18 protein-coding genes are annotated in these 18,485 nt (G+C 70.7%); 10 read left to right on the top strand and 8 right to left on the bottom strand.

What is annotated here, in order from left to right; genetic code table 11:
* Positions 1–116 precede the first annotated feature (116 nt).
* From HNR51_RS01830 to HNR51_RS01820, 3 genes are all read left to right on the top strand, one after another.
* On the top strand, positions 117–1,313 hold the full coding sequence (locus HNR51_RS01830) for a DUF2336 domain-containing protein (RefSeq protein WP_182553804.1): 1,197 nt from the start codon (positions 117–119) through the stop codon (positions 1,311–1,313).
* A 147-nt stretch (positions 1,314–1,460) separates the two neighbouring features.
* Entirely contained in the window at positions 1,461–2,699 is a 1,239-nt protein-coding gene (locus HNR51_RS01825) for an MFS transporter (RefSeq protein WP_182553803.1), read from the top strand.
* A gap of 106 nt (positions 2,700–2,805) precedes the next feature.
* On the top strand, positions 2,806–4,554 hold the full coding sequence (locus HNR51_RS01820; RefSeq protein WP_182553802.1) for an ABC transporter ATP-binding protein: 1,749 nt from the start codon (positions 2,806–2,808) through the stop codon (positions 4,552–4,554).
* Positions 4,555–4,596: 42 nt separating this feature from the next.
* Here HNR51_RS01820 and gmk read toward each other — a convergent pair whose 3' ends face one another.
* Both gmk and HNR51_RS01810 read right to left on the bottom strand, forming a co-directional pair.
* Positions 4,597–5,268, bottom strand: coding sequence for a guanylate kinase (gene gmk / locus HNR51_RS01815; RefSeq protein WP_182553801.1), 672 nt, complete (start codon positions 5,266–5,268; stop codon positions 4,597–4,599).
* A 43-nt stretch (positions 5,269–5,311) separates the two neighbouring features.
* Positions 5,312–6,175 carry a YicC/YloC family endoribonuclease gene (locus HNR51_RS01810; RefSeq protein ID WP_182554012.1) on the bottom strand — a complete coding sequence of 288 codons (864 nt, stop codon included), beginning with the start codon at positions 6,173–6,175 and terminating at the stop codon, positions 5,312–5,314.
* A gap of 441 nt (positions 6,176–6,616) precedes the next feature.
* Here HNR51_RS01810 and HNR51_RS01805 point away from each other — a divergent pair, with 441 nt between their 5' ends.
* Complete coding sequence (locus HNR51_RS01805; RefSeq protein WP_182553800.1) at positions 6,617–7,162, top strand: hypothetical protein; 546 nt, start codon at positions 6,617–6,619, stop codon at positions 7,160–7,162.
* A 446-nt stretch (positions 7,163–7,608) separates the two neighbouring features.
* On the opposite strand, the gene HNR51_RS01800 is transcribed toward HNR51_RS01805, so the two are convergent.
* Positions 7,609–8,991, bottom strand: a complete 1,383-nt coding sequence (locus HNR51_RS01800; RefSeq protein ID WP_012453857.1) for a class II 3-deoxy-7-phosphoheptulonate synthase — start codon at positions 8,989–8,991, stop codon at positions 7,609–7,611.
* A 305-nt stretch (positions 8,992–9,296) separates the two neighbouring features.
* Between HNR51_RS01800 and HNR51_RS01795 the strand changes: the two genes are divergently transcribed.
* Positions 9,297–10,040, top strand: a complete 744-nt coding sequence (locus HNR51_RS01795; protein WP_182553799.1) for an MBL fold metallo-hydrolase — start codon at positions 9,297–9,299, stop codon at positions 10,038–10,040.
* 34 nt (positions 10,041–10,074) lie between these two features.
* Here the strand turns inward: HNR51_RS01795 and HNR51_RS01790 are convergent, their stop codons facing one another.
* Positions 10,075–10,380, bottom strand: coding sequence for an alkylphosphonate utilization protein (locus HNR51_RS01790; RefSeq protein ID WP_060769578.1), 306 nt, complete (start codon positions 10,378–10,380; stop codon positions 10,075–10,077).
* Between the two features lie 206 nt (positions 10,381–10,586).
* Here HNR51_RS01790 and HNR51_RS01785 point away from each other — a divergent pair, with 206 nt between their 5' ends.
* Complete coding sequence (locus tag HNR51_RS01785) at positions 10,587–11,141, top strand: DUF2059 domain-containing protein (protein ID WP_012453855.1); 555 nt, start codon at positions 10,587–10,589, stop codon at positions 11,139–11,141.
* Between the two features lie 6 nt (positions 11,142–11,147).
* Here HNR51_RS01785 and HNR51_RS01780 read toward each other — a convergent pair whose 3' ends face one another.
* Genes HNR51_RS01780 through hemA form a run of 3 tightly spaced genes read right to left on the bottom strand, consistent with a single transcriptional unit; the run spans position 11,148 to position 13,606 of the window.
* Positions 11,148–11,615, bottom strand: coding sequence for a hypothetical protein (locus HNR51_RS01780; protein WP_182553798.1), 468 nt, complete (start codon positions 11,613–11,615; stop codon positions 11,148–11,150).
* Positions 11,612–12,178, bottom strand: a complete 567-nt coding sequence (locus HNR51_RS01775; RefSeq protein ID WP_012453853.1) for a hypothetical protein — start codon at positions 12,176–12,178, stop codon at positions 11,612–11,614. Before HNR51_RS01775 ends, HNR51_RS01780 begins: the two co-directional genes overlap by 4 nt.
* Before the next feature lie 39 nt (positions 12,179–12,217).
* Entirely contained in the window at positions 12,218–13,606 is a 1,389-nt protein-coding gene (gene hemA, locus HNR51_RS01770) for a 5-aminolevulinate synthase (protein WP_182553797.1), read from the bottom strand.
* A gap of 601 nt (positions 13,607–14,207) precedes the next feature.
* Here hemA and HNR51_RS01765 point away from each other — a divergent pair.
* Both HNR51_RS01765 and murA read left to right on the top strand, forming a co-directional pair.
* Positions 14,208–14,387: a hypothetical protein gene (locus tag HNR51_RS01765; RefSeq protein ID WP_182553796.1), complete on the top strand. Its 180-nt coding sequence runs from the start codon at positions 14,208–14,210 to the stop codon at positions 14,385–14,387.
* 212 nt (positions 14,388–14,599) lie between these two features.
* Complete coding sequence (gene murA, locus HNR51_RS01760) at positions 14,600–15,889, top strand: UDP-N-acetylglucosamine 1-carboxyvinyltransferase (protein ID WP_182553795.1); 1,290 nt, start codon at positions 14,600–14,602, stop codon at positions 15,887–15,889.
* A gap of 77 nt (positions 15,890–15,966) precedes the next feature.
* Here the strand turns inward: murA and HNR51_RS01755 are convergent, their stop codons facing one another.
* Positions 15,967–16,341 (bottom strand): hypothetical protein, encoded by a 375-nt coding sequence (locus HNR51_RS01755; protein ID WP_012453849.1) that lies wholly within the window; start codon positions 16,339–16,341, stop codon positions 15,967–15,969.
* Positions 16,342–16,594: 253 nt separating this feature from the next.
* Here HNR51_RS01755 and HNR51_RS01750 point away from each other — a divergent pair, with 253 nt between their 5' ends.
* Together HNR51_RS01750 and hisD are read left to right on the top strand one after the other, a co-directional pair.
* The gene (locus HNR51_RS01750) at positions 16,595–17,050 is read left to right on the top strand and encodes a DUF2948 family protein (RefSeq protein ID WP_182553794.1); all 456 of its coding nucleotides are present in this window, start codon (positions 16,595–16,597) and stop codon (positions 17,048–17,050) included.
* 31 nt (positions 17,051–17,081) lie between these two features.
* Positions 17,082–18,377, top strand: coding sequence for a histidinol dehydrogenase (hisD, locus tag HNR51_RS01745; protein ID WP_141951184.1), 1,296 nt, complete (start codon positions 17,082–17,084; stop codon positions 18,375–18,377).
* Positions 18,378–18,485: the final 108 nt, after the last annotated feature.

Below are 18,485 nucleotides of genomic sequence, written 5' to 3'. Positions count from 1 at the left end.
CTCCGGCTCTCGGGACAAGACGGTGCGAGAACGAGAGACGAGCGCCTTCCGCGCCGGCACCGGCCGGCTCCGGAGCGCCGAGCCGCAGCCATGGACAGCGTTTCCGGCCGAGACCGATGCAGGACCAGACGCCGGGCGGCCGCCCCGGCACGCAGCACCCCTACGCGCGAGCGCGCCTCAACGACCTCGTCCGGCGCATCGAGGATGCCCTGCGCAGCGGTGACGCGGCGCTCCAATCCAAGCTCGTGCTGCAATCGGCGCAACTGCTGACCAAGCGCTGGTCGCGCCTTCCGTCGCCGGACAAGCCGGCCTTCGACGGGCTGCTCGTGACCCTGTGCGGCCAGATCGATGCGGCGGCGCGCCGGGCCTTCGCCGAACAGCTCGCCCCGTTGCGCCTCGGGCCGCCGCGCACCTCGCAGGTGCTCGCCCGGGATGCCTCGATCGCGGTCGCGGCACCGCTCCTCGCGGGCTGCTCCAGCCTTGGCGGCGACATCCTGGCCGAGATCGCGGCCTTGGGGAGCGACGAGCACCGTTATGCCGTCGCCGCGCGGCCGACCGTGCCTCCGGATCTGACGGACCTGCTCTTGCGTCACGGCGACGGTCGCGTCGCCGCGCGACTGCTCGACAATCCGGGTGCCGGCTTCTCCGATGCCGGTTTTGCCGGCCTGATGACGCATTCCGCGCGAGCCGAGTCGGTGACGCTGCGTCTCGCCCGCCGACCGGACCTGCCGCCCGGGCTCGCCCCGGCGCTTCTCGCGCAAACGCGCCGACGGGCCGCCGAGGCGCTCGAGAACGATCTCGCCGACGATTGCGCCGGGGTGGATCGCCTACTGGACGGGGCGGCGGACACCCTGGCCCAGCCGGTGGCGGAAGACCGCGTGGCGCGTTTCCGCGCCTCGCTCGACGTCATCGGCCGCCGGTTCGCCGGCGCGGGCCGGGGCCCGAACGCGTCCGAACTCGAACGCTGGCTGGCCCTGAACCGCATCGAGGACGGACTCGCCGCCATCGCCCACGCGGCCGGCCTCCCGCTGCCCGCAACCATCGCCGCCTTCGATGCACCTGCGCCGGCGGCGCTCGCCGCGATCCTGCGCGGGCTCGATCATCCCTGGGCGGTGCAGAAGGCGCTACTCGCCCGACGCTTCGGCGAGACGCTTCCTCCCGAAGCGGCGGACGAGAGCTGGTGGCTTCACCGGCGCCTTCGGCCGGCCACGGCACGCCGCCTGATCCGCTTCGCGGCGGTGCCTCTGGGTTGCGCGGCCTTCCTCGACGAGGCCGAGGCGGACGGCCGCGGCTCAACCGCAGGCGGGCCGTAGGGCGGGGCCGCACGAGCCGGAAAAGCTGAGCGAGTATGCGTCGGGTAGCCTATGGAACGGCGGGCCGGCATCACGCCGCAGGGGACCGAGGATGAGGAACGGCGCGGGGCATGACCGTTGCCCCCTTCTAAAGGAGGCTTCAAGCGCGTGAGCGGCCCCGATTCTACGCGGGAGAAGCCCGGCTGGGTGGCGCAGCTCGCGCCATTCTTCTGCCTCTACGTCACCTTCGGCACGACGCTCGGCTTCCTGATCAGCGGCGCGCCGCTGATCCTGCGGGCCCGCGGCATCGATCTCGCCGAAGTCGGCTTTCTCCAGCTCATCAACCTGCCGGTCGGGCTCACCTTCCTCTGGGCCGTGCTCGTGGACCGCATCCGCCTGCCGCGCCTGCCGCACCGGCTTGGTTGGATCGTTCTGATGCAGGGGGCAGCCATCGCCCTGCTTCTGATCCTGAGCCGGGGCGAGGCGTGGCCGCTGCCGCTGCTGTTCGGGCTCGCGCTGGCGACCTGCTTCTGCGTGGCCACCATGGACATCGCGCTGGAAGCCCTGGTGGTCGAGACGGTCGGCCCGGAACGACGGCCATACGTCGCCTCGGCGAAGCTCTGCGGCGCCTCCCTCGGCGGCCTCTTCGGCGCAGGCGTGCTGATCGCCGAATACGACCGGCTCGGCTGGCACGGCGCCGTGCTCGCGGTGGCGGGGCTGAACGTGCTCTGCCTGCTGCCGATGCTGCGCTATCCCGAGCGAGCCCTGCGCCGCCCCTCCGTGGAGGCGCAGCGCGGGGCCCTGGCGCTGGGCCGCCTGCGCCTGCTCGGCGGGCGCGTGCTGGTGCTCGGCCTCTACTTCGCGGCGATGTTCGCACTCACCGGCTCGAACAACCTCGCCCTGCTCGATCTCGGCGTGCCGCTCAGCGAAGTCGGGCTTGTCACCGGCGGCCTCTCGTCCGGCATCAACCTCGTCATGGCGCTGGTCTCCGGCGTCCTCGTACGGCGGGTCGGCACGCTGCCGCTCATCACCGTCTCCGCCCTTGGCGTTGCGGCCTCCGGCCTGCTGATGCTCTGGGCGAGCGCCACCGCCGCACCGAACCTCGGCCTCGCTGCGTCCGTCCTCGGCATTCTCTGCGGCGGCGGGCTCGGCGTGCCGGTCTTCAACATGATCTACCGCTGGGCCCAGGGACCGCAGCCCGCCACCGATTACGCCCTGCTGTTCGGCGCCGCCTTCTTCGCCGCCATGCCGCTGCGGGTCGGGGCGCCGGCGCTCGCCGGGGCGGTCGGCTGGCCGGTTTACTTCGCCCTCGCGGTGCCGCTCTACGGCCTCGCCGTGCTGCTCCTGCGCGCCGCCATCGCCCGGACGCTGATCGCTGACCGAGCGGCCGACCGCGCGGTGTCGTGAGGGGCGTCCCGCGCGGCTCCGTCTGGCGCATCGAGGCCGGCTCGCCTATGCGCTGGGGCATCGAATCCGCCCTCTTCCGGACAGAGACATCCGTCACAGCCGCGCCATGCTGAAGGCCTTCCTCGCCTATTACCGGCCGCACCGGACCCTGTTCCTGGTGGATTTCGGCTGCGCCGTGCTCTCGGGTCTGCTCGAACTCGGCTTTCCCCTCGCGGTCAAAGCTTTCGTCGACCGTCTGCTGCCGCAGCAGGATTGGAGCCTGATCGGGCTCGCCGCCGCGGGGCTGACGCTGCTCTACGTCACCAATGCCGGCCTGATGGTGGTGGTCACCTATTGGGGCCACGTGCTCGGCATCAACATCGAGACGGAGATGCGCGCCCGCGCCTTCGATCACCTGCAGAAGCTCTCGTTCCGTTTCTTCGACGGGCAGAAGACCGGCCATCTGGTCGCCCGCGTCACCAAGGATCTGGAGGAGATCGGCGAGGTCGCCCATCACGGGCCCGAGGACGTGTTCATCGCCGTGATGACGCTGGTCGGCGCCTTCGTGCTGATGTTCCTCGTCCACCCGCCCCTGGCGCTGATGACGCTCGCCATCCTGCCGCTGATCGCCTTCGTCACCATCCGCTACGGCGGGCGCATGACCCGCAACTGGCAGGCGCAGTACGGGCGCGTCGGCGCCTTCAACGCCCGTATCGAGGAGAATGTCGGCGGCATCCGCGTGGTGAAGGCGTTTGCCAACGAGGCGCACGAGCGGGCGCTGTTCGCCTCCGACAACCTGAAGTACCGCACCACCAAGCTCGAAGCCTACCGGCTGATGGCCGGCGCCCTCTCGATCAACTATTTGGGCCTGCGCCTCGTGCAGATCGTGGTGCTCCTCGGCGGCGCCGCCTTCGTGGTGCGCGGCGACCTGACGGCCGGCGGCTTCGTCGGCTTCCTGCTGCTGGTGGGCGTGTTCTACCGGCCGCTCGAAAAGATCGGCGCGGTGATCGAGACCTACCCGAAGGGCATCGCGGGCTTTCGCCGCTACCAGCAATTGCTCGCCACCGAGCCCGACATCGCCGACCGGCCGGGCGCCGTCCCCGCTCCACCGCTCAAGGGCGAGATCCGCTTCGAGGGCGTGCGCTTCGGCTACAGTCCGGACCGGCCGGTGCTCGACGGCGTCGATCTCACGATCCGCGCGGGCGAGACGGTGGCCTTCGTCGGCCCCTCGGGGGCCGGCAAGACGACGCTCCTCTCGCTGATCCCGCGCTTCTACGAGGCGGAAGGCGGGCGCATCACCATCGACGGCCACGACATCCGCGACCTGACGCTGGCCTCGCTGCGCGGCCAGATCGGCATCGTGCAGCAGGACGTGTTCCTGTTCGCCGGCACGATCCGCGAGAACATCGCCTATGGCCGGCTCGATGCGAGCGAGGCCGAGATCCTGGATGCCGCCGCCCGTGCCCGACTCGACGGCCTGATTGCCTCGCTGCCCGAGGGGCTCGACACGGTGATCGGCGAGCGCGGGGTGAAGCTCTCGGGCGGGCAGAAGCAGCGGCTGGCCATCGCCCGCGCCTTCCTGAAGAACCCGCCGATCCTGATCCTCGACGAGGCGACCTCGGCGCTCGACACGCAGACCGAGCGGGAGATCCAGGCCTCGCTGTTCGAGCTGGCGGAGGGGCGCACGACCCTCGTCATTGCCCATCGCCTGGCGACGATCCGGCACGCCGACCGCATCGTGGTGGTGGCCGAGAGCGGCATCGCCGAGCAGGGCCGCCACGACGCGCTTCTGGCCGCCGACGGCTACTATCGGCGCCTCCACGCGGCGCAGATGGAGGAGTCGTTTCCGAGTGCACCGCGCACGGCAGCGGAGTAAAGCGCCTTCCCTCTCCCCGCCGGGCGGGGAGAGGGGATCGCCTCAGGCGTCCCGTTCGGCTTCGGCCAGAAGCCCGTCCACGAAACCCGGCAGGCCGGTGCGGCGCGTGCGCTTGAGGCGTTCGGCGGCGAGAATCGCCTGAAGCGCGCGAAAAGACTCGTCGAGGTCGTCGTTGACGATGACGTAGTCGTACTCGCTCCAGCGCTGCATCTCGTTGCGGGCATTGGCCAGCCGCCGCTCGATGGTCTCGGGCGAATCCTCCGCCCGGCGCTCCAGGCGGTTGCGCAACTCCGAAAAACTCGGCGGCAGGATGAACACCGTCACCACGTCGTCCTGCAGCCGCTGCCTGACTTGGCGGGTGCCCTGGTAGTCGATGTCGAAGATCATGTCCCGGCCCTGGGCCAGCGTCTTCTCGACCGGGCGGCGGGGCGTGCCGTAGAAATTGCCGTGGACCTCGGCCCATTCGAGCAGGTCGTCGCGGGTGCGCAGATCCTCGAACGCCTCGCGGTCGATGAAGCGGTAGTGGCGCCCGTCGATCTCCGAGGGGCGGCGCGCCCGCGTCGTCACCGAGATCGACAGGTCGAGGCCCCAGCCGCCGTCCTGGGCGATGGCGCGCGTCAGCGTCGTCTTGCCCGCGCCCGAGGGCGAGGACAGGATCAGGATCAGCCCGCGCCGGGCGATGTCCGGCCTGCCTTGCGTGGCGTCCTGCGTCATCGGCCGTTCACTCCGCTGCCCCGCTTCATCCTCACCGGCGTCCTCACTCGACGTTCTGCACCTGCTCGCGGAATTGCTCCACCACGGCCTTCAAGTCGAGTCCGATCCGCGACAAGGTGATGTCGCCGGCCTTGGCGCAGAGGGTGTTGGCCTCGCGGCCGAGTTCCTGCGCCAGGAAATCGAGCCGCCGGCCGATGGTGCCGCCTTGGGCCAGCAGCTCGCCCGCGGCGGAGAGGTGGGCGCGCAGGCGGTCGAGTTCCTCGCGCACATCCGCCTTGGCGGCGAGCAGCACCGCCTCCTGATGCAGGCGGTCCGGGTCGAGCCCGCCGGCGCCGACGAGGGCCGCCACCGACGCGGCGAGGCGCGCACGCACGGCCTCGGGCCGGCGGGCGGGGCAGTCCTCGGCGGCCTGGGTGAGCCGGGTGATGGCCTCGATCTGGCCGCCGACGATCGCGTGCAGCTTCGCGCCCTCCGCCTGACGGGCGGCGACGAGGTCGGCGACGAGGCGGTCGATCCCGGCGGCGAGATCGCGGTTCAGCGTCTCCGGGTCGGCGCCCGCATCGGTCTCCGTCTCCACGACGCCGCGCACGGCGAGCAGCCCGTCGAGAGTCGCCGGGCCGACCCCCGCGGGGCGCGGCACCCGGGCGACCGCCGCGGCGAGGCTCGCCAGCAGGCTCTCGTCGATGCGCACCCGCGCCGCCGCCTCGGGCCGGGTCAGCGTCAGGTTGAGCTGGCACTGGCCGCGGGAGAGCGCCTTGGACAGGGCGGCCCGCGCCGCCTCCCCCACCGCCTCGAAGCCGTTCGGCACGCGCACACGGATATCGAGCCCGCGCCCGTTCACGCTGCGGATCTCCCACAGCCACTGCACCGCGCCGGTGGTGCCGGCGGCGCGGGCAAAGCCCGTCATGCTCGCGATGGTTCCGGCCACGGCACGTCGCTCCCGCTCAGCTTCCCCCCGAGCCCCGCCCTGCAGGCGAGCGCCATGCAGGGCGGGGAACGAGTTCAAGAAAGGTCGGTTGGTCGGATACGCGCATTCCGCGAACGAGCGCAATGCGGCTGCGGCGCGGCTGCAGGATGATGCTCCGCGAAAGGCCGTAGCCGTGCCGGAGCCGTGCCGGAGCCGTGCCGGAGCCGTGCCGGAGCCGTGCCGGAGCTTCGGTCACCGCGTGCAGCGCAGCAAGTACCGCTGCGCCCTTATCTGCCCAATAAATGGGCAAGTCACATAATGATGCAATAGCTTAGCGTACAAGCAGGCGCGAATACTGTGCATCAGCTTGACGCTTACTGATGATCTTCCTAGCTTCTGAATCGATCAGAGGGCACCGAACAATCGAGCGGGGACCCATCCATGACGAATCCCTTCGACATCAAGAACCGCTTCCGCGCCCGCTTGCGCGCCGCCGACGCGCAGAAGCATCGCATCCGCGCCAAGCTCCTGCAGGACGGGACGCGGGCGCTTTCCCCGATCCTCGAGGCCCTGAACCTGATGGCCGAGGTGCTGGAGGAAGACGGGATCGAGCACGGCCGGATCGTCTGCCCCACGCCGGAGGTGGACCGCGACGATTTCGTCGGCTTCACCGCCACGCTGCAGAACGGCGTCGATCAGGAGCACCGGATCACCGTGAAGTACGGCCCCGTGCTCGGCGGTCGCAACTTCATCGCGGTGACCGGACTCGGGGCGGAGTACAACGAGCGGCTCCTGGCTCTGGCCACCAACGCCGCGCCGAGCCTCGGCCGTTCGGTCGGCAACGACGTGCATGTCGAGGCGGATCGCGGCGGCGATCTCGCGGAGATCATGCGGGAGATGGTCGAGGACTTCTTCGCCGGCCACAGCGAGCCGCCGATCCGCACCGGGCCGACCGAGACGCGCGGCCGTCTGGCGCTGGTGCAGTAGGCCGGAGGCGGGGGTGAGGCGCCCTACGCCTTCGGGCGCCGCGCACGAGCGGCACGGGCCATGGCAATCAGCTCATTGGCGGTGAGGCTGTGCGGCGACAGGCGTGACGGCGCCTCGATCGGGCTCGGCTCGGCCGGCTCGCGATCCGGCGAAGGCGGGATGTTCGGATTCCAGCTCGGCCAGAGACTGCGAATGCGAGACCCCTTCCTGATCGCCGTTACCGCCATGCCGCCTCCGAAGCCGATCGCTTAAGAGGATGATAACCAAGCCGGCGCGCGAGAAACATTCTTGACGCGCGCCGATGTGGTGCTTCGCCGAATCTTTTGTCGGCTCGCGACTCGCGGCGGACGGCCCGCAGACGCACAAAAAAGGGGGGGGGCGATCCCGCCGGATCACCCCGCCCCTTATCCTGCCACCCGCCGGACCGGCAATGGCTCCGACCGGACCTATTCTGCCGCGTCGAGGCGCGGGCGCTCGATCTCGGCGCGCTCGCGCTTGACCAGCTCCGCGGTGAGGAAGGCCACTTCCAGCGCCTGCTCCGCATTGAGGCGCGGGTCGCAATAGGTGTGGTAGCGGTCCTGCAGGTCGTCGGCCGTCAGCGCCCGGGCGCCGCCGGTGCATTCGGTGACGTCCTTGCCGGTCATCTCGAGATGGATGCCGCCGGCGATCGTGCCCTCCGCGCGATGCACGCCGAAGAAGCCCTCGATCTCCTGCATCACCCGCTCGAACGGCCGGGTCTTGTAGCGGCCCGCGGCGATGGTGTTGCCGTGCATCGGGTCGCAGACCCACACCACGTTGCGGCCCTCGCGCTGCACCGTGCGGATCAGGTTCGGCAGGTGATCGCCGACCTTGTCCGCGCCGAAGCGGCAGATCAGGCTGAGGCGGCCGGCCTCGTTCTCCGGATTGAGCAGATCGATCAGCCGGATCAGCCCCTCGGCCGTGGTCGAGGGCCCGCATTTGAGGCCGATCGGGTTCTTGATGCCGCGGGCGTACTCGACGTGGGCGTGGTCCGGCTGGCGGGTGCGGTCGCCGATCCAGAGCATGTGGCCGGACGTGGCGTACCAGTCGCCGCTCGTCGAATCGACGCGGGTGAGCGACTCCTCGTAGCCGAGCAGCAGCGCCTCATGGCTGGTGTAGAAGTCCGTGGTGCGGACCTCCTGGTGCGTCTCCGGATTGATGCCGATGGCGCGCATGAAGTCGAGCGCGTCCGACATCCGCTCCGCCACGTCGCGGTAGCGCGAGGATTGCGGGCTGTCCTTGACGAAGCCGAGCATCCAGCGATGCGCGTTCTCGAGGTTGGCGTAGCCGCCGGTGGCGAAGGCGCGCAGCAGGTTCAGCGTCGCCGCCGACTGCCGGTAGGCCTCGAGCTGGCGCTTCGGATCGGGGATCCGGGCCTCTTCGGTGAAGGTCAGGCCGTTGATGATGTCGCCGCGGTAGCTCGGCAGCGCCACTCCGTCGAGCGTCTCGGTCGGCGAGGAGCGCGGCTTGGCGAACTGCCCGGCGATGCGGCCGACCTTCACCACGGGCGAGCCGCCCGCGAAGGTGAGCACCATCGCCATCTGCAGGAAGACGCGGAAGAAATCGCGGATGTTGTCGGCCGAATGCTCGTCGAAGCTCTCGGCGCAGTCGCCGCCCTGGAGCAGGAAGGCTTCGCCCGCCCCGACGCGCGCCAGCGCCGCCTTCAGCTTGCGGGCCTCACCGGCAAACACCAGCGGCGGAAAGCTCGCGAGCTGCGCCTCGACGGCCTGGAGCGCGGACGCGTCCGGATAGGACGGGACCTGCTGGATCGGCAGGTTGCGCCAGGTTTTCGGGGTCCACCGCTCGGCCATGATCTTCTCTCCGCTCACCCCACCGGGTGATGCGCGCGGGCCCTCCCGCCTCGCGCGAAGCCGGGCTTATAGAGCGGTTTTTTCGAAGTTGCGAGGTTGCCGACTCGATAGCTGAGGATCGGCTGGCGCATCCGCCGCTCTTCCTTCAATCCCCGGCCGACGCGCAGGCCCCGGACGACATCCGCGCCCGGCACCGCCTTGGCCGGCCGGATCCGGTATCGAACGATTGCCGCAGGCGCCCAGCGCCCGAGATCAACGGGCAGCGAACGGACGGGCGTCACGAGTTAGAGGCAGGGGAGAGATCCATGCGGCTCCAGGTTCTCGGCTGCGGCGACGCCTTCGGCTCGGGCGGGCGCTTCAACACCTGCTTCCACGTCGATCCGTCGGCCGGTGGCGATGGCGACGCCTTCCTCATCGATTGCGGCGCCTCCTCGCTCATCGCCATCCGCCGCTTCGGCGTCGATCCGAACCGCATCCGCAGCGTGTTCCTGACCCATCTGCACGGCGACCATTTCGGCGGCCTGCCCTGGCTGATCCTCGACGGGCAGCTCGTCAGCGGGCGCACGCGACCCCTGACCGTCGTCGGGCCACCCGGCACGGCCGAGCGGCTTCCGGCGGCGATGGAGGTGCTGTTTCCCGGCTCCAGCACCGCCGAGCGCCGCTTCGCGGTCGAGGTCGTGGAGATCGAGGCCGGGCGGCCGATCGAGGTCGCGGGCGTGAGCGTGACCGCCTTCGCCATGCGCCACCCCTCCGGCGCCCCCGCCCATGCCCTGCGGATCGAGAGCGCCGGCCGGGTCGTGAGCTATACCGGCGACACCGAATGGGTGGAGGACATCGTCGCAGCCGGGCGCGGTGCGGATCTGATGATCGCCGAGGGCTACACCGTGGAGCGTCCGGTGAAGTTCCACCTCGACTGGGCGACGCTGAACCGGCGGCTGCCCGAGATCGGCCCGAAGCGGCTGATGCTCACCCATATGAGCCCGGAGATGATCGCCCACCCGCCGGACGGCTACATCGCGGCGGAAGACGGGCTCGTCGTCGCACTTTGACCTCCGCCTCCCTGTCCCCGCGCGCCGCTCGCGATCAGCGCTTGCGCACGAATTCGGTGCGCAGGACGAGGCCCTTGATGCTGTCGTGGCGGCAATCGATCTCCTCCGGATCATCAGTGAGGCGGATCGACCGGATGACGGTGCCCTGCTTCAGGGTCTGATTCGCGCCCTTGACCTTGAGATCCTTGATCAGGGTGACCGCATCGCCGTCGGCCAGGATGTTGCCCGCGGCGTCGCGGACAGGCGCCCTCGCGGCCGCCGTCTCGGCCGCCGCCGCGCCGGCGGGGCGCCATTCACCGAGCGCTTCGTCGTAGATGTAGGTGTCGTCCGTATCCGGCATCGTCTGGCTCCTGGCGGTCACGCCGCCGTGAGCGCGGCCATAGCGGTGCCTCGGGCGGGCCGACAAGCGCGTTGCGTGCATGGCGCCGATCCGACGACCGTTCCGCGAGCCGGCACCCGAATCTTCCGAGGATCACCGTTGACGGCGTGTCATCCCGTGCGGGTAAACAGCCCGACCCCATGCCGACGACCGGAGACACACCGACCATGCGCCAGACACTGTTCACCGGACTGTTCGGCCTCGGCCTGCTCTGCGTGCCGGCCCTCGTGGCGGGCAGCGTTCCCGCCTCGGCGCAGACGCCCGCCAAACCGGCGGCCCCGGCCGTCACCGCCGATCCGGAGCGTCTGGCCGCCGCCCGCGAGGTCGTCGCCGCCGCCCAGGGAGACCGGGCCGCCGTGCTTGCCGCGATGAAGGCGCCGATGGTCGGCGTGATGCAGCAGATGGGCATCACCGAGTCGAACAAGGCCCAGGTGATGGTCGATGAGGTCGTCCTGCCCACGCTCTCCGAGCATTACGACGACCTGCTGGCGGTCCAGGCGCTCAGCTTCGCCTCCGTCCTCTCGAAGGAGGATCTGAAGGCGGTCGCCGGCTTCTACGCCACGCCGGCGGGCAAGAACCTCGTCAAGGCGCAGCCGCAGCTGAGCCAGGCGATGCTGACGGGCATGCAGCAATGGATGGGCACGCTGATGCCGCAGCTCAAGGAGAAGGTCGAGAAGGCCGCCGCGGCGCATGGCTGGTCGAACGAGGTCAAGCGGCGCTGAGGCCGCTCACCGCCGCGCTTCGAACAGGGCCGCGGCCTCGGGTCCCTGCGGGAAGGTCAGGGGCATCCGGACCACGCCGCGATGATAGGGAAAGCGGGCGCGCTGGAGCGGGTCCGGTCCCGTGAAGATCAGGCGCGGGCGGAACGAAACCGGGCTGACGCAGAGCAGGTAGTTGCGCAAGGCGCGCTCGTCGGGGACGAACATCGCCGTCGTGAGGTAGCGTGCCTCGTGACGCACCCAGGACGGGATCACCGGCAATCGCCAGCGCCGAGCAAGGTGCTCGCCGACCCCGCCGAGGAAGGCGTCGGGCCGCGCCTGTCCGAGGAACCCTGGATCCTCGGCGATCATCGCGTTCTGCGCCACGGTGTGGCCGTCGAGGGCGTAGAACGCGTCGAGAAAGTTCTGAAGGTGGTGATCCCAGTCACCGTCCCCGCGGGCCCGCTCGACCACCTCGCGCAGGGTCGCAGGTCTCATCGCGGAGCGTCCTGAAGGACGGAGCGGAAGCGCAGGCCCGCCTCCTCCGAGGGCGCCTCGTCGTAGACGGAGACGTACAGGTCGTGCAGGGCCGCCGCGTCGCGGATGCCGAGATGCGCGGCGAGCTGCCTCGCATCCCGCAGGTCGCGCTCACCCCGATCGAAGCTCTTCAGGGCATGCAGTTTCATGGCGAGGAGGTAGCGCGGCGTGGCCAGGAAAGTCCGGAGGCCCGGCGCCCCCTCCGAGGGGTAGAGGCCGGCGGCGGTGAACCACCCTTCGTCCTCGTCCAGGGGCGTGAACATGCCGACCGCGTTGTTGAGCCAATCGGGCGGAAGCCCGAGCTCCGCCGCCACGCGGCCGACCGAGGGCGCCAGCGCCGCCTCGTCGAAGCCCTCGCGCACCACGGCATCGACATCGTCGGTGCCGCGCCGCCACGCGAAGTGCAGCATCAGCGCCCCACCGCCGTAGATCGCCATCTCCACGAACAACCCCCGTGCGGACAGGTCCGCGCCGAGCCGTTCGAGGGCCTGCAGCAGGCGGGTGCGGTCGAAAGCCGGGGCCATGGGGGCAGTTCTAGCGTCGCCGCGGCCCCCGCGAAAAGACTACTCCGCGGCGGCTGCGAACACCGTTCCGGCCCGCGGCAGGTCCAGCGTGTCCCAGGTCTCGACCAGCGCCGCCGTCAAAGCCCCGATCCGCTCGTCGTCATGGAAGGGGGAGGGTGTGATCCGCAGGCGCTCGGTGCCGCGGGGAACGGTCGGATAGTTGATTGGCTGGATGTAGATGCCGTGGCGCTCCAGCAGGTGATCGGCGGCCGCCTTGCACAGCTCGGCATCGCCCACCATCAGCGGCACGATATGGGTCTCGGTGTGCAGCACCGGCAGGCCCGCCGCCTCCAGCGCCGCCTTGGTGCGGGCGGCCTGGCGCTGATGCGCCTCGCGCTCGGCCGTCGAGCGCTTGAGGTAGCGCACCGAGGCCCGCGCCGCCGCGGCGATGGCCGGCGGCAGGGCCGTGGTGAAGATGAAGCCGGCGGCGTGCGAGCGCACCGCGTCGCACAGGGTCGCCGACCCGGTGATGTAGCCGCCGACGCAGCCGAAGCCCTTGGCCAGCGTGCCCTCGATCACGTCGACTCGGTGCATCACCCGGTCGCGCTCGGCGATGCCGGCGCCGCGCTCGCCGTAGAGGCCGACCGCGTGGACCTCGTCGAGATAGGTCATGGCGCCGTAGGCATCGGCGAGGTCGCAGATCGCCGCGATCGGCGCCACGTCGCCGTCCATGGAGTAGACCGACTCGAAGGCGATCAGCTTGGGCCGGTCGCCCGCCTCGGCGAGCAGTTGCTCCAGATGTTCGAGGTCATTGTGGCGGAAGACGCGCTTCTCGCAGCCGGAATGGCGCACGCCCTCGATCATCGAGTTGTGGTTGAAGGCGTCCGACAGGATCAGGCAGTTCGGGATCAGCTTGGCGATCGTCGAGATGCCGGCTTGGTTCGAGACGTAGCCCGAGGTGAAGACGAGGCCCGCCTCCTTGCCGTGCAGGTCGGCGAGCTCACGCTCCAGATCGACCAGCGGCGAGTTGTTGCCGGCGATGTTGCGGGTGCCGCCCGCGCCGACGCCGCAGCGGGCGGCGGTGTCGGTCAGGGCGCCGACCACCTCCGGGTGCTGGCCCATGCCGAGATAGTCGTTGGAGCACCACACGGTGATCTCGCGGCTGCCGCCCTCCGGGCGGCGCCACGTGGCCTGGGGAAAGCGGCCCGAGATGCGCTCGATATCGGCGAAGACGCGGTAGCGGCGCTCTCCGTGCAGCCGGTCGAGGGCGGCGCGGAAATGGCCGTCGTAATCCGTGCGCGGACCGGCGGGGCGAACCGGCGGGCGCTCGAATCTGGCCCGGCCATTGCTTACACCGGCGTCGTCCACGCCGCCGTCGCCGCCCACGATCGACTCGTCGGACAGGGTGGCGCTGTCGGCAGCGTTCACGGGCATCAGGTTCACGGGCATCCGTCCTCGACGCTTTCGGCTGGCCGGGCGTTCTTCTTGGGACGCCTCGGGTAAAGAATTCAGGCTCGGGCGCTGCCCGGATAGGCGGTGCCGAACCGTTCGCGGCCGGGGTGGTGATCTCCCGAGGTTTCAGCCCCCTCGGGAGCGACGCGGCCTCCGCCACGCGTCACCGTCCGGCCGGCGGCTTCCGTTATCCTCTCGGGACGAGTCCCTCGTCGGCGCCGCTGTGCGTGCAAGATAGGAGGTAATTTCGAACTGGTTCAAGGTGAGTTCGAGACATTCCTGCTTTGCACCGGCCTGAATGGCCTCGCAATGTTGCCCGCCCTCGGTCTCGACCATGGCTTGGTCTGCGCCCAGGGCCATGCAGAGGGCGCTGCGAAGAGCGCCGGGCAGAGTTGCCGTACCGGACCGCGAGAACCGGCACCGCCTCCGGGTGACGATGCGTCGCGGCACGAATCGGCCGCCCGCCGGCCCGTCCTCTCGCTGGCGAAGGCGGGAAAACCGGGATAGGGCCTTCGCCCGACGGCCCGTGCCCGCACCGACGGAGCGGACAGGCCGGGTCCGTCGGATCGTGTCTGGGATCGTTGTCGGAACGCGCGCGATGGGAACCAAGGACGACGAGCGCGCCGCTCGGCTCAAGGCGGCCCTGCGCGACAACCTGCGCCGCCGCAAGGCGCAGGCCCGGGGCCGGGCCGACGACGCGCCGGACGCCACGCCCGACCCCGCACCGGACGCCGGATCCGAGCCCGCGCCGAAGGAACGCCCGCCCGAGAACGCGTGACGCGGACTGCGCGACCGCCTCCTCGCGCCCAATTCGCCCCTCTTCGCCCCCCATCGTCGGAGCGATGCGCGGCACGCGGGGTGGAACCGAACGGCCACGCTTCTTCTTTTTGCCGGATACCGCCTATACCTCCACCCTGAACGAGGGGCGCTCACGCGCCCGGCACGCAAGGCGACCTCCGCGACCGGAACGGAGGTGCTCCGAGGATCCCGATGGACCGCATCCACATCACCGGCGGCACGCCGCTCAACGGCACGATCCCGATCTCGGGCGCCAAGAACGCGGCCCTGCCGCTGATGATCGCCAGCCTTCTGACCGGGGAGACGCTGGAGCTCATCAACGTGCCGCGGCTGGCCGACATCGCGGCGCTGACGCGGATCCTCGGCAATCACGGCGTCGACCACATGGTCGTCGGCAAGCGTCCGGGCCAGACCGCCGAGACCGGCCAGACCGTCCGGCTCACCGCCTCGAACGTCATCGACACCACCGCGCCCTACGAACTCGTCTCGACCATGCGGGCGAGCTTCTGGGTCATCGCGCCGCTGCTCGCCCGCTTCGGCGAGGCCAAGGTATCGCTGCCCGGCGGCTGCGCCATCGGCACCCGCCCGGTCAACCTGCTGATCATGGCACTGGAAAAGCTCGGGGCCGAAATCGAGATCGATGGCGGCTACGTCGTCGCCAAGACCAAGAACGGGTTGCGCGGCGCCGAGATCACGTTTCCCAGCGTCACGGTCGGCGGCACCCATGTCGCCCTGATGGCGGCTGCACTCGCCTACGGCACCACGGTGATCGACAACGCCGCCCGCGAGCCGGAGGTGGTCGATCTCGCCGAGTGCCTGATCAAAATGGGTGCACGCATCGAGGGCGCCGGCACCTCGCGCATCGTCGTGGAGGGCGTGGCACGCCTCGGCGGCACCCGCCACGAGGTGCTGCCGGACCGGATCGAGACCGGTACCTACGCCATGGCGGTGGCGATGACCGGGGGCGACGTCTCCCTCGTCAACACCCGCACCGAGCTGCTGGCCTCCGCCCTCGACGTGCTGGCGTCCACCGGCACCGAGATCACGGCCCTGCCCGACGGCATCCGCGTGCGCCGCAACGGCGGCGGCATCAGCCCGGCCGACGTGACCACCGACCCGTTCCCAGGCTTCCCTACCGATCTCCAGGCCCAGTTCATGGCGCTGATGACGCTGGCCAAGGGCCAGTCGCGCATCCGCGAGACGATCTTCGAGAACCGCTTCATGCACGTGCAGGAGCTGGCGCGGCTGGGCGCCCGGATCCGCCTCGACGGCGATCTCGCCGTGGTCGAGGGCGTGGAGCGCCTGAAGGGCGCCCCGGTAATGGCCACCGACCTGCGCGCCTCGGTCTCGCTGGTGATCGGCGCCCTGGCCGCCGAGGGCGAGACGCAGATCAACCGCGTCTACCATCTCGACCGCGGCTTCGAGGCGCTGGAGGCCAAGCTCGGCCGCTGCGGCGCACGGATCGAGCGCGTGCGGGCCTGACGGCCCTCGAGCCGCCTCCTCGAACAGGAACGGCCTGCACATCGTGCAGGCCGTCACGTGAGGCCGTTGCCGTTCGATTAGCGGGCGACGGCGCCGCGCTTCACGCCGAAACCGGGAATGTCGCAGGCGCAGGGAGCGTTCGGCGGAGCAAACGCCGTCGGGCAGCTGCCGCGGGCGGTGACGCAGATGCTGCCGCCGCGGCCGCGCGGCGGGCCCCGGAAACGCGGACCGTCATCGTCGTCGTAGCGGCGACGCCGATCGAAATCCTCGCCGTAGCGGCGCCGGCCATAGCCGTCGTCATCATCACGCGAGCGGCGGCCGTAGCCGTCGTCGTAGCGCCGCGGGCCGTCATAGCCGTCACGATAATACTGGGCGCTCGCCGGGCTCGCCACGAACCCGAGGGCCAGGACCACCCCCAAGGTGCGCCCTATGGCCAGAACTCCGTTGTGCATCGTCCCCATCCCCTCCGGATGACTTGAAAAAGTCGCGCCGACCGTAGCCTTGCGCTCATGAACGCACGATGAGCCCGAAAGAGCCACGGGAACCCCATCCGCCCGGCTTTCCGCAGGCCCTTCCGCGCGGCCTTCCGCCCGTCTGAACGCGGAACGCTTCCGCGCCGCCGGTTGCCGCGGGCGGATCGCCTCGCTACCTACGCCTCGAAATCCGCTTCCCGCGCGTTCGGTCGGGGAGCCCGGAGCGTAAGTGATGGAGCTTCTCAAGCTCGCTGCCCTCGACGCCGAGGATCTCGCCGTCATCTCCGCCCACCTGCAGGACGCGATCCTGCGGGCGGAGGATCTGGCGTGGCTGCCGGGCGAGCACCGCTTCGCCCTGGCCGCGCGCCGCTTCGACTGGTCGGTGCCCGAGGGCCAGCCGCCGCGGCGCCGGCTCGCCGGCCTGCATTTCGAGCGCGTGCTCTCCGTCAAGGCCAAGGGCATCACGCCGGGAGCGACCTCCGACGACCCGCTGAGCCTCCTGGCGATCACCTTCGAGGAAACCGAGGCTCCCTCCGGCATCGCCACCCTGATCTTCTCCGGCGGGGCCGCGATCCGGCTCGAACTCGAATGCATCGAGGTGCGCCTGAAGGATCTCGGCCCCGTCTGGGAGGCCGACGGCCGCCCGGACCACGAGGCCGTGCGCAACCTCGTCGAGAACCGCCCGTGACCCCCCTCCCCCGAACCGCCGATATCGCCCGATGATCCGTCTCGACAGCCGCTCCCCCGAATTCGGGGAGGCGTTCAAGCGCCTGCTCGGCCTCAAGCGCGAGATCTCGCAGGACGTGGACGAGACCGTGCGCGGCATCATCGCGGGCGTCGTCTCCGGCGGCGATGCGGCGCTCGTCGACTACACCCGCCGCTTCGACCGGCTCGGCCAGGACTTTTCGCCCGCCGCGCTCCGCATCACGGCCGAGGAGGTGGAGGCGGCCGTCGCCGCCTGCCCCCCTGAGGCCCGCGCCGCCCTGGCGCTCGCCGCCGAACGGATCGAGGCGTTCCACCGCCGCCAGATCCCCGAGGACCACCTCTCCACCGACGATCTCGGCGTCACCGCCGGCTGGCGCTGGACCGCGCTCGAATCCGTCGGCCTCTACGTCCCCGGCGGCACCGCGAGCTATCCGTCCTCGGTGCTGATGAACGCGGTGCCGGCGCGGGTGGCCGGCGTGCCGCGCATCGTCATGGTGGTGCCCACCCCCGAGGGCCAGCTCAACCCGCTGGTGCTGGCCGCCGCGCAGCTCTCGGGCGTCACCGAGATCTACCGGGTCGGCGGAGCGCAGGCGGTGGCCGCGCTCGCCTACGGCACGCAAACGATCGCGCCGGTGGCCAAGATCGTCGGCCCCGGCAATGCCTGGGTCGCCGCCGCCAAGCGCCGGGTGTTCGGGCAGGTGGGCATCGACATGATCGCCGGCCCCTCCGAGGTGCTGATCCTGGCCGACGGTCACGCCAATCCCGACTGGATCGCCGCCGACCTCCTGGCCCAGGCCGAGCACGACGAGGCGGCGCAGTCCGTACTCATCACCGATTCGGACGACCTGGCCGAGGCGACGGAGGCGGCGGTGGAGCGCGCCCTGACGACCCTGAAGCGGGAAAAGATCGCCCGCGCCAGCTGGCGCGATTACGGCGCGATCATCCGCGTCCGCGATTTCGACGAGGCGGTGCCGCTGGTCGACGCCATCGCCCCCGAGCATCTCGAGATCGAGACCGAGGATGCCGAGGCACTGTCGCGGAAAATCCGGAATGCGGGGGCGATCTTCCTCGGCGCGCACACGCCGGAAGCCATCGGAGATTATGTCGGCGGCCCGAACCACGTGCTGCCGACCGCCCGCTCGGCGCGGTTCTCCTCGGGGCTCGGGGTGCTCGACTTCATGAAGCGCACCTCGATCCTGCGCTGCGATCCGGCCGCCCTGCGGGCGCTCGGCCCCGCCGCAATCGCGCTGGGCGAATCGGAGGGCCTCGACGGGCATGCCCGCTCCGTGGCGATCCGGCTCAACCTCTGACGCCGGCCCCCTTTCGGGGCCGACGATCACTTTTCGGGCCGCCGCCGCGGGACAGCTTGCCTGTCGCGCGGGCTTGCGGCTCATGGGACGGCAAGAGCGCGCTCGGGT

Origin of the sequence: Methylorubrum thiocyanatum, assembly GCA_014138645.1 — a bacterium.
In the GTDB taxonomy this organism is placed as follows: domain Bacteria; phylum Pseudomonadota; class Alphaproteobacteria; order Rhizobiales; family Beijerinckiaceae; genus Methylobacterium; species Methylobacterium thiocyanatum.
This window is presented reverse-complemented; position numbering and strand designations above follow the sequence as displayed.